The 8,491-nt window shown below is 41.4% G+C and carries 9 protein-coding genes; all 9 read right to left on the bottom strand.

Translation table 11 applies throughout. The features are described 5' to 3' along the window. Positions 1 to 580 precede the first annotated feature (580 nt). The 9 genes from J2Z34_RS11070 to rsmH all read right to left on the bottom strand — a co-directional run bounded on the left by J2Z34_RS11070 (position 581) and on the right by rsmH (position 8,263). Positions 581 to 958, bottom strand: coding sequence for a DUF1048 domain-containing protein (locus tag J2Z34_RS11070; protein ID WP_209459922.1), 378 nt, complete (start codon positions 956 to 958; stop codon positions 581 to 583). A 1-nt stretch (position 959) separates the two neighbouring features. Beyond that, on the bottom strand, positions 960 to 1,265 hold the full coding sequence (locus J2Z34_RS11065) for a PadR family transcriptional regulator (protein ID WP_280922322.1): 306 nt from the start codon (positions 1,263 to 1,265) through the stop codon (positions 960 to 962). A gap of 272 nt (positions 1,266 to 1,537) precedes the next feature. Beyond that, the gene (locus J2Z34_RS11060; RefSeq protein WP_209459920.1) at positions 1,538 to 2,140 is read right to left on the bottom strand and encodes a class II aldolase/adducin family protein; all 603 of its coding nucleotides are present in this window, start codon (positions 2,138 to 2,140) and stop codon (positions 1,538 to 1,540) included. Beyond that, the gene (gene otnK / locus J2Z34_RS11055; protein ID WP_209459919.1) at positions 2,133 to 3,413 is read right to left on the bottom strand and encodes a 3-oxo-tetronate kinase; all 1,281 of its coding nucleotides are present in this window, start codon (positions 3,411 to 3,413) and stop codon (positions 2,133 to 2,135) included. The genes J2Z34_RS11060 and otnK overlap by 8 nt, the downstream gene beginning before the upstream one ends. 123 nt (positions 3,414 to 3,536) lie before the next feature. After that, positions 3,537 to 4,325 (bottom strand): SDR family NAD(P)-dependent oxidoreductase, encoded by a 789-nt coding sequence (locus J2Z34_RS11050; protein ID WP_209459918.1) that lies wholly within the window; start codon positions 4,323 to 4,325, stop codon positions 3,537 to 3,539. Positions 4,326 to 4,420: 95 nt separating this feature from the next. Beyond that, positions 4,421 to 4,750: a hypothetical protein gene (locus tag J2Z34_RS11045; protein WP_209459917.1), complete on the bottom strand. Its 330-nt coding sequence runs from the start codon at positions 4,748 to 4,750 to the stop codon at positions 4,421 to 4,423. 298 nt (positions 4,751 to 5,048) lie between these two features. Next, the gene (locus J2Z34_RS11040; RefSeq protein ID WP_209459916.1) at positions 5,049 to 6,044 is read right to left on the bottom strand and encodes an NADH:flavin oxidoreductase; all 996 of its coding nucleotides are present in this window, start codon (positions 6,042 to 6,044) and stop codon (positions 5,049 to 5,051) included. A 38-nt stretch (positions 6,045 to 6,082) separates the two neighbouring features. Further along, positions 6,083 to 6,997: a tocopherol cyclase family protein gene (locus J2Z34_RS11035; protein ID WP_209459915.1), complete on the bottom strand. Its 915-nt coding sequence runs from the start codon at positions 6,995 to 6,997 to the stop codon at positions 6,083 to 6,085. A 207-nt stretch (positions 6,998 to 7,204) separates the two neighbouring features. Then, a complete protein-coding gene (rsmH, locus tag J2Z34_RS11030) occupies positions 7,205 to 8,263 on the bottom strand; it encodes a 16S rRNA (cytosine(1402)-N(4))-methyltransferase RsmH (protein ID WP_209459931.1) in 1,059 nt (352 codons plus the stop codon). Positions 8,264 to 8,491 lie beyond the last annotated feature (228 nt).

The following is an 8,491-nucleotide window of genomic DNA, read 5'->3' as shown; positions in this document are numbered from 1 at the left end:
GTGCCTTTCTTGTCCTGGATCAGCACACTTTCATTGTATTGCTATGGGTCTCCTTTTTCAAAGTTCAGGTTTTTTCATTACAGGAATGCTCCTTGTATTCTTCCTGTTCAATACAGCTTCACTTTATCCATCTCAATAGAACTTCTCTGCTAATAGTTCTCGTTGAATAATAGCACTAAATCGCTTATAAATCCAACATCACATGAGATTGTTGAATTATAGTTTTCGCTGCAGATAATTTTGGTGGAATGGCATCTCCCACTCTCACTTAAAGTACGTAAAAAAGGATTTCTATTAGTTGCAGACTATTTTCACAACCGTGATAATAGTCAATGCTCAGAAACCCTTTTACATCTTCTTTCCCTCAAATTCATCAATTCAGACATACATATATAGCAACGGGTAATATCACTGGGCTTGCCTTGTTTATGAGCCTTAATGAAAACCATCAGTAACTACCCTACTTTGAGGTTTGCAGAGTTATTTAATCCGAAACGGGAAGTCATGTTGAAGATCCCCTATCCAGACTAAAAATTTGACACGTCAATGCTGCTGCCTCCGTAATAGATTTCCTAATCCCTTAACCTCTGTCATTTGTTCCTTTGTCATTTCGTTTTTCATCATTACCAAGCTTATTCATTACGTCTCGATTCAGCTTCTCCCGCCAGTTTTCTGTGTACGTTTTAGCAGTACGCAGAAGCTCATCACAGAAGGATGCTACATCCGTACTTGTGATCTCCAAGACGCCCTTTCCTTCCGCTATGCCAGTTTCAAACAATTCAATCAGATCGTAATGAATCTTCAACATATCGTAGCCGTCTCCGGATGCGAAGTTCCACATATATTGCTGAATTTTTTTGAAAACAAATTTATAATCTTCCGGCATTGCATCGACACGCGCCATCATCATTTTATATTCTTTTTTATCGCCAATAATTTTTTTGAAAATATCCAACATTTCAATTCTCCTCCCTTAACTCGTTAATCCTGGATGCAACAAACTCCCATTTTCTCCAAAATAAGCTTAATTCATCCCGTCCCGCTTCTGTGAGCCTAAAAAATTTTCTAGGCGGCCCTATCACGGAAGGTTTTTTTTCAATATCTACGAGGTTATTCTTTTCGAGACGAACGAGGATAGTATACACGGTACCTTCAACCACATCTGTGAATCCTATGTTGTTCAGTTGCCTGGTTATTTCGTAGCCATAGGTTTCCTTACGGCTTATAATCTCAAGAACACAACCCTCTAGCACGCCTTTCAGCATCTCAGTCAAATTATCCAATATAACCACCCCTTACTACTACGTATGACAGATATCAAGTATGACTTACTACCAGTATATAGTAACACACAGTAGTTTAGTTAGCAATACCGAACTTAAAAACAGGCTGAAGTCGAATGGCCAAAAAATACAAAACCCAGTAACAAATTTCACTGTTACTGGGTTTTGCATCGGTCAATTATTGTTCATGGCTTTTTTGGGTAGCGTTATTCAGTTGATCTGGTTTTTATATGTGGCGGTCTTCACCTAAATTCTCAGGAATTAATCCTATTTGCCTGTTCACTTCTAAGGTACCATGCTATCTTGGCACTCTCTTCAAGTTCTTCCAAGGCATAATAGGCGGAAAGAAGGTCAGTGTTCCCTATTATAGGTCCATGATTCTGCAGCAGATATCCCCTGTTTTCAGACAAGGCTCTCTGGAAATAGCTGAACAGCTCATCTGAACCAGGCTTTCCATATGGAACAAGGGAAACTTTGCCTAGCTTCATCTTCAGGTATGGCGTGTACTCTGGTATCACATCAAGCGGATCCGGATGGTCGAGGCAAGACCATAGCGTTGAGAAGAAGCTATGCGTATGAATGACTGCCTGTATGTTTTCATCATTCTTGTAGAGCATTGCATGCAGTGGAAGTTCCTTGCTTGGCTTAACCTGTCCTATGACTTCCCCTGCCTGATTGATTTCAGCGAAATCCTCAGCGCTGAGCCTTGCGAAGCCTGTTCCTGTTCCAGTGATGAATATATTCTCTTCATGCTTGAAACTCATATTTGCTGTCGAACCAGTTACTTTTCCCGTGGCAAATAGTGTGCGTGCAATCCAGACTGCATCATCAAGCTTTTGTTTAAGGATATCATCCATTAATGTTCCCTCCAGTCATTTCAAGTGCTTTCGCGAAGAATGTCTCCTTACCGAAGTTTCCAGATTTGAGTATAAGCCTTATATCCGGCCTTTCTTCTGGGACCATGACTGGAACACCCGGTGCCACACTCTCGCCTATGCGGTAGCTCGTAAAGCCTAGTCGTTTCGTCACAGCTCCTGATGTTTCTCCACCTGCTACTATGATACGTCCATATCCATGTAGTAGTGCTTCTTCTGCAGCAATGGACATTAATGCTTCAAGCTTATCAGATATCTCTCCAGCTCCAGCAGCCTGTGCTTTTCTTACCTTTTCAATGGGTTCTGAACTGTACACAAGGATATCTCGTCCCTGGTTCTCTCTGATGAACTCAATAACATCATCAGAACCCATCTTACCTTCAAGGACCTTAATTGGATCAAGCTTCAGTGATGGACCTCTGTTGCAGACAAGAAAATTATCGATTTGTGCAAGTGTAGCTACAGAACAACTGCCTGCAAGAATTATTGCCGCACCATCGGTCTTGCTCTTCGGTGTCTGGCTAATTGTACACTTTCTACTTAGAAGTGCTTTCCCTAGGGGCTCCATCAGACCTGACCCTCCTGTAAGAACAGGCAGACCAAGAAAAGTGTCTATGATTTTCTCACCTTGCAAAGAATCTTCAAAATCAGGGATGATATAGAAATGCTCCTGGCCTTTACCGTGCTCCATGACTTTAGCAAGAATCTCATCTTTTGATCTTTTCAGGTCATTTGCGGTAAGGACATAGCTTTTATACCTGCTCTGTGCCCCCATCAAATTTCTAAGGTCTGAATCCCACATTGGAGTTAGCGGATGATCCTTCATGGAACTCTCATGAAGCGGGATTCCATTCACATAGAGATGTCCATCCTTTACCGTCCTGCCATTTGCAGGAAGCGAAGGGCAGAGAAGTGTGAATTCTACACCAAGCGACTGGATAACAGCATCCACAACAGGTCCGATATTCCCTTCTCGGGTAGAATCAAATGTAGAACAGTACTTTATATATATCTTCTCAGCATTACTCTTTCTTAGCCAGTCCAGAGCTGCCAGACTTTGTGCCACAGCCTCTGATTTTTCAATCGTCCTTGTCTTTAATGCAATGACGATTGCATCTGCGGATCCTAGGTTATCATCTTCGCTAGGTATCCCATTAAACAAGAGAGTGCCTATCCCTTCATTTGCCAAAAAAGACGCCAGGTCGCTGGCTCCTGTAAAATCATCTGCTATACATCCTAATAGTAATTGATTCATACTTATAATTCCTTTGCTTTTGTCCTTTTTTTATTTAGGCACTTTCGGTCTTTTAACTAATATCCTCTTTAGAAAGCAGGAACTGAATTATGGGTTTGACCTTACCAGGAGTCGTACTTACAACTAAATCAGTTTCTCTTTGCGGAAGCCGGTAGTCATAAAACGCCATGCTGCTTTTCTATTTGTAAGCCAGGCAATCTGAGCATCATTCTTAGAGTTGCTCAGCATGCGTGGGATAAAGTATTTTGCTACAGTTTCAGGCTTGTCCGCCAAAATATTGAAGAGCTTTATAAATTTTTTATTCGAGATGACTTCTGACGGTTCACCGTCAGGTGTCTTCGTTATGAAATCAGTCAGCATCATACCTGGAGATAACCGCCCTGCTATGACTCCGGTCCCTTCCAGTTCCTTTGCCAGCCCTTTCATAAAATAAGTCAGTGCATGCTTGGTGGTACCATACAAGATTGTCTTTACCTGTATCATATTATTGGAACCAAGACCCTCCATGCTGTATATCGCACCATGGCCCTGTTTGATCAGACCCGCTGCTGCAACCTGAGAACCGAATATCATACCAGTGATATTAGTCATAATAATATTATCAGTATAGGTTTCGCCAGTCTCCCAAGATAATACATGCGGTGTGTTTTGACCTGCATTGTTAATCCATATATCTATATGACCCCACCTTTTCAACGAAATATCCCAGAGTTTCTGCAAATTTGCCTTTTCCTGAACATTGCATTGTACATAGATGTATTTGCCCGCAAAAGGTGTCAGTGCATTGACTGCTTCATCTGTCAATCCTTCACATCTGCCGGAGAGCGTAACATTACATCCTGCCTGAAGAAACTCTTTTGCCATGCAAAATCCAATTCCTCGTGAACTGCCAGTTATAACAACATTCTTCATACTAACCCTCCACTACATAAGTTCAGACATTTCCAGCACAGGTTCGATAAGGTGTCGTCAGAATTCTCGACTTTTATACAAATCTACGGTCCTATTTATTTTTTTGCAGATCGACTGAGCCACCATTCCAGTATTACACCATACAGAATTCCTGCCACAAAACTAACCGGATCTTCAAATCCTGTAGAACTGTAGAAAGCAAATGATACTAAAAGCCCGAGTATTGCTCCGCGAAGCAGCGCTTTTCTTCTAGTTGTCACTATCCAGGGAGCTCCCACAGCAAGCCCGAGAATGACGCGGTTGTACCAAAGTGAAAACACAAAAATAGGTGACGCGGTAAATCCGGATCGAATGTACGCCCCCACAACACAGATTATGCCGAGTAAAGCGCCGCCAATCAGAGCTGCTTTCATTCTTCTATTCATATATCCTCCTTCTAGACTGTACCGATTAATGACTTTTTTAGTAGAATATAGCCTAATCCTTAAGCTATGAATATGATGAGAGCACTATTATTCATGCCGTCAATTCTGAGGAACAAGTTCCCAATGGCATCAGTTTAACTGCATGATTCAAGTTTAGAGAATCAATCCAGGTCTCTCTTTGAATCCACATAGTGGTAAACAAATTCAGTATCAAATAGCTAAATGGTAAAGCAATCCATGATCATGTGGCAAAGAAATTCATTGCACCCTCAAAATATGAAATTAGTAGAATTACTGATTATCTGCTTAGCTCATCTAATGCTTTTTTTGCCCAATGGGAGTCTTTCATAACCATACGACCTACGCCAATCAAATCCGCATTTCCGATTTCCAACATGCGTTCGGCACCAGCTGCTGTTAAAATACCTCCAGTCAACATTACCGGAATAGATACTGCTTCCTTAATCGGTCTGCTCATGATAGAAAAATATCCTTCCTCAGCAATGCCGTCGGGAGCTGTGTAACCCTTCATACTTCCAGTAATGTCAATTGCATCTATCCCTGCCTCTTCGAAAGCCTTCGCTGCAAAGATACTATCCTCTACGGTAATACCACCCTCTACAAAATCACAAGCGCCAAGTCGCAGCATTATCGGAAAGTCCTCTCCAACTTCATCACGGACTTCCTTGATGACTTCCAAATGCAAACGAATGCGATTTTCTAATGTTCCACCGTATTCATCTGTTCGTTTATTTGTGAGTGGTGAAAAAAACTGATTCAGCAAATAACTATGAGCAGAATGAATTTCAACACCGTCAAAACCAGCCGCTTTAACACGCCGTGCAGCAGCTCTGAATAGTCCCGGAAGCTTTTCTATTTCCTCTTTAGTCATCTCTCGCGGTATTAATCCACCAATCGGATGCGGAACTTCTGATGGAGCAACACAAGGTGGGTTTTCACCCTCTCCACGAATGAAGCTGCCCGCATGATTAATTTGCATAACTGTCTTAGAACCATTACTGTGAATAATGTCTGACAGCTTTTTCAGACCCTCAACCACATCATCTGTAGCAACGGAAAGTTGTGTAGGTTTAGCTCTACCTTCTCTTGAAATATAGCTATGCTCAATGATAACTAATCCGAAAGCACTGTCTTTCGATTTTTCATCATAATAATTAAGCAGCTTCTCATTTACATATCCGTCTGACAGATTAGCTAAAGCCATAGGGGGCATCACCAATCTATTCTTTAATTCAAGCTTGTTTATTTTCAGTGGTGTTGTAAATATTACCATGGTATCTAACATCCTTTCAATTTAAACTTCTGCAGATTTTATGACTTTTCACTAAAATGTACATCTATTGAAGCTCTATGAGTTGATAATCTAATAATAGCTTCGCCTTTTATTTTAAGCTCCAGTTCCAGTGACCCATTAAGAGATTCCTTTATGTGTGATTTCATTTCACCTTGTACCGGAGACGCCAATAATATCGGATTGGTTTGTTTGGCCCTTAGCGTTATTTGAATTCCTTTTTTCTCGACTGTCGCTATGAATGAGTCATTTGAAACGTGGAAATCAGCTAATTTGCTTCCTTCAATACTGGTAAAACGATACTCTTTACCATCATGATGAAGGACCAGGAAAAATCCTTTAGCATACTTTCCAAGTATTGGTACCGTGGCATAGCTGAAGACAACAGAACTCTTTTCCCAGTCATTAGCCTGCAGCCATACATATTCTTTTGGAAACCCAGTACCCCAGTCTTTTTCAATATAACCCTTTGCGTCCTGCATCTCCCATATTTGGTTACCTATCTGCAGATTTCCGGTAACCTTATGGTCCATGCTGATGATCGAGTGGTTGCACTCATTAGGAAAATACGCAAGCCATCCCATAATATTCGGCTTTAGGAACGAATGGTTAATTGGTGATAAATTACTGAAATGAAAATCCCCTCTTACTTGTATCCCTTCCAACTCGAAATCCAGTATCATGCCTGTCTGTGATAGCTCATTCTTTCCAATTTGAAGAACAAAAGGGTCTGTTTTCCACTTCAGGTCATCTATCGGATAATAAATGTAGGTTGTATTGTGATTCAGGCTATTTTGAAACTGTATGAATGCATGCTTTGAGTCCTTGTGGGTCGAATATCCCCAGATTACAGAAATCATTAATCCACTTTCAGGGTCATCAATTTTACTAAACCACCCCTCGAAGGCAGCCTCTTTATCCAATCCAACCATCATTTCAAATTGCCTCAAAATCAGGTCAACCCCTTAATCATCATAAATATTTGTGATTACCCTTCCTGCAATGGCTACATCATCCAGCCTTTTGACTGTTGCCCATACCGCAATAACCTTAGAGTACTGATTCCCAAATATGTCTAAAGCATATGGAATCTAGCCTCTCATCATTGAATGTGCAAGTATTGATTATTTGTCTTCTTATTCCTACGCCTTTATTGCCCACCGCAATTTGGCAGAACGTGCACGGCTATTGGTATTGCATTCTTCAGCAGATGGTCTAATAGGACCAGGAGCAATTTCACTATAGATACCTTCTCGTAAGAAATGCTGGAAAGATTTTTTCACAAGTCTATCCTCACCGGAATGAAACGATAGGATTGCTACACGCCCACCTGGAGCAAGGACCTCTGGAAGCTTCTCCAGGAATTCATACAGGACCTCAAATTCACGATTGACGTCTATCCGCAAAGCCTGGAAACATCTCTGGCAGGATTTCTTGATTTCTTCATTCCTTGTCGCTGCAGGAAGGAAATTAAGCGCATCAGCTATAATCTGTTTGAGAATAGTTGTTGAGGATATTTTTATGCCTTTCCTTTTTGCTGCAATAATGGCACTAGCAATCACTTCTGCATGGGGTTCATCTGAATTTTCGACAAACATACCTTCCAGCTCTTCCTGCTTCATGTCTCTCAACCTCTGCGCTGCAGATAATCCTTTTTCAGGATTTAACCTCAAATCCAAAGGCCCTTCACTCTTGAAGGAGAATCCTCTTTCAGGGTTGTCTATCTGCATTGACGAGACTCCAAGATCAGCCAGCACAAAATCCAGTGGACCTGACTCCAGTGCTACAAGGTCAATATCAGAAAAGTTCATTTGCCTGATTGATAGGATTTCGGGTCCATAGCCCATGCTAGCCAGTCGCTCTCTGGTCCTTGGGAGTTCAATGGGATCCACATCCAATGCAAATAGGTGTCCTTTTGAATTCAGACACTTCAGCATCTCCAGCGTATGTCCGCCATAACCTAACGTTGCATCCAATCCTCTCTGTCCTGGCTTAATCTGTAGGAATTCCAGTATCTCCTTGACGCAGATGGAACGATGCATACCTGCAGGCGTATTTCCTTTCTGGATGACCTTAGCAACCGTCTCTGAGTATTTGTCCGGTTGCAGCTCCTTGTATTTCTCAGTGAAAGATTTAGGATGAGTCCCTTTATATCTTATCCTTCTCTGATGCTTTTGTTCTTTGTTATCATTATTATCCATATTTACTGGCAAGTCTGACTACTCTAAGCCAAAAGGCTCGGTTCAAATTTGACTTGCCATCAACTCCTTACATTAGGGATTTTCACATTTAAATCTGTAATTTCTGGTTGCTTTGAAAGCAGCTGCAATAATGCAGCTCTCACAATTGTCCTTTCATGATCTTTTCTTGAGTCAATCGCTGCAGCATGCAGCGATCATTGTATATAGAGGTGCCGATTAGTACAGTCA

It is taken from the genome of Youngiibacter multivorans, assembly GCF_017873395.1.
Classification (GTDB): Bacteria; Bacillota; Clostridia; order Clostridiales; family Clostridiaceae; genus Youngiibacter; species Youngiibacter multivorans.
This window is presented reverse-complemented; position numbering and strand designations above follow the sequence as displayed.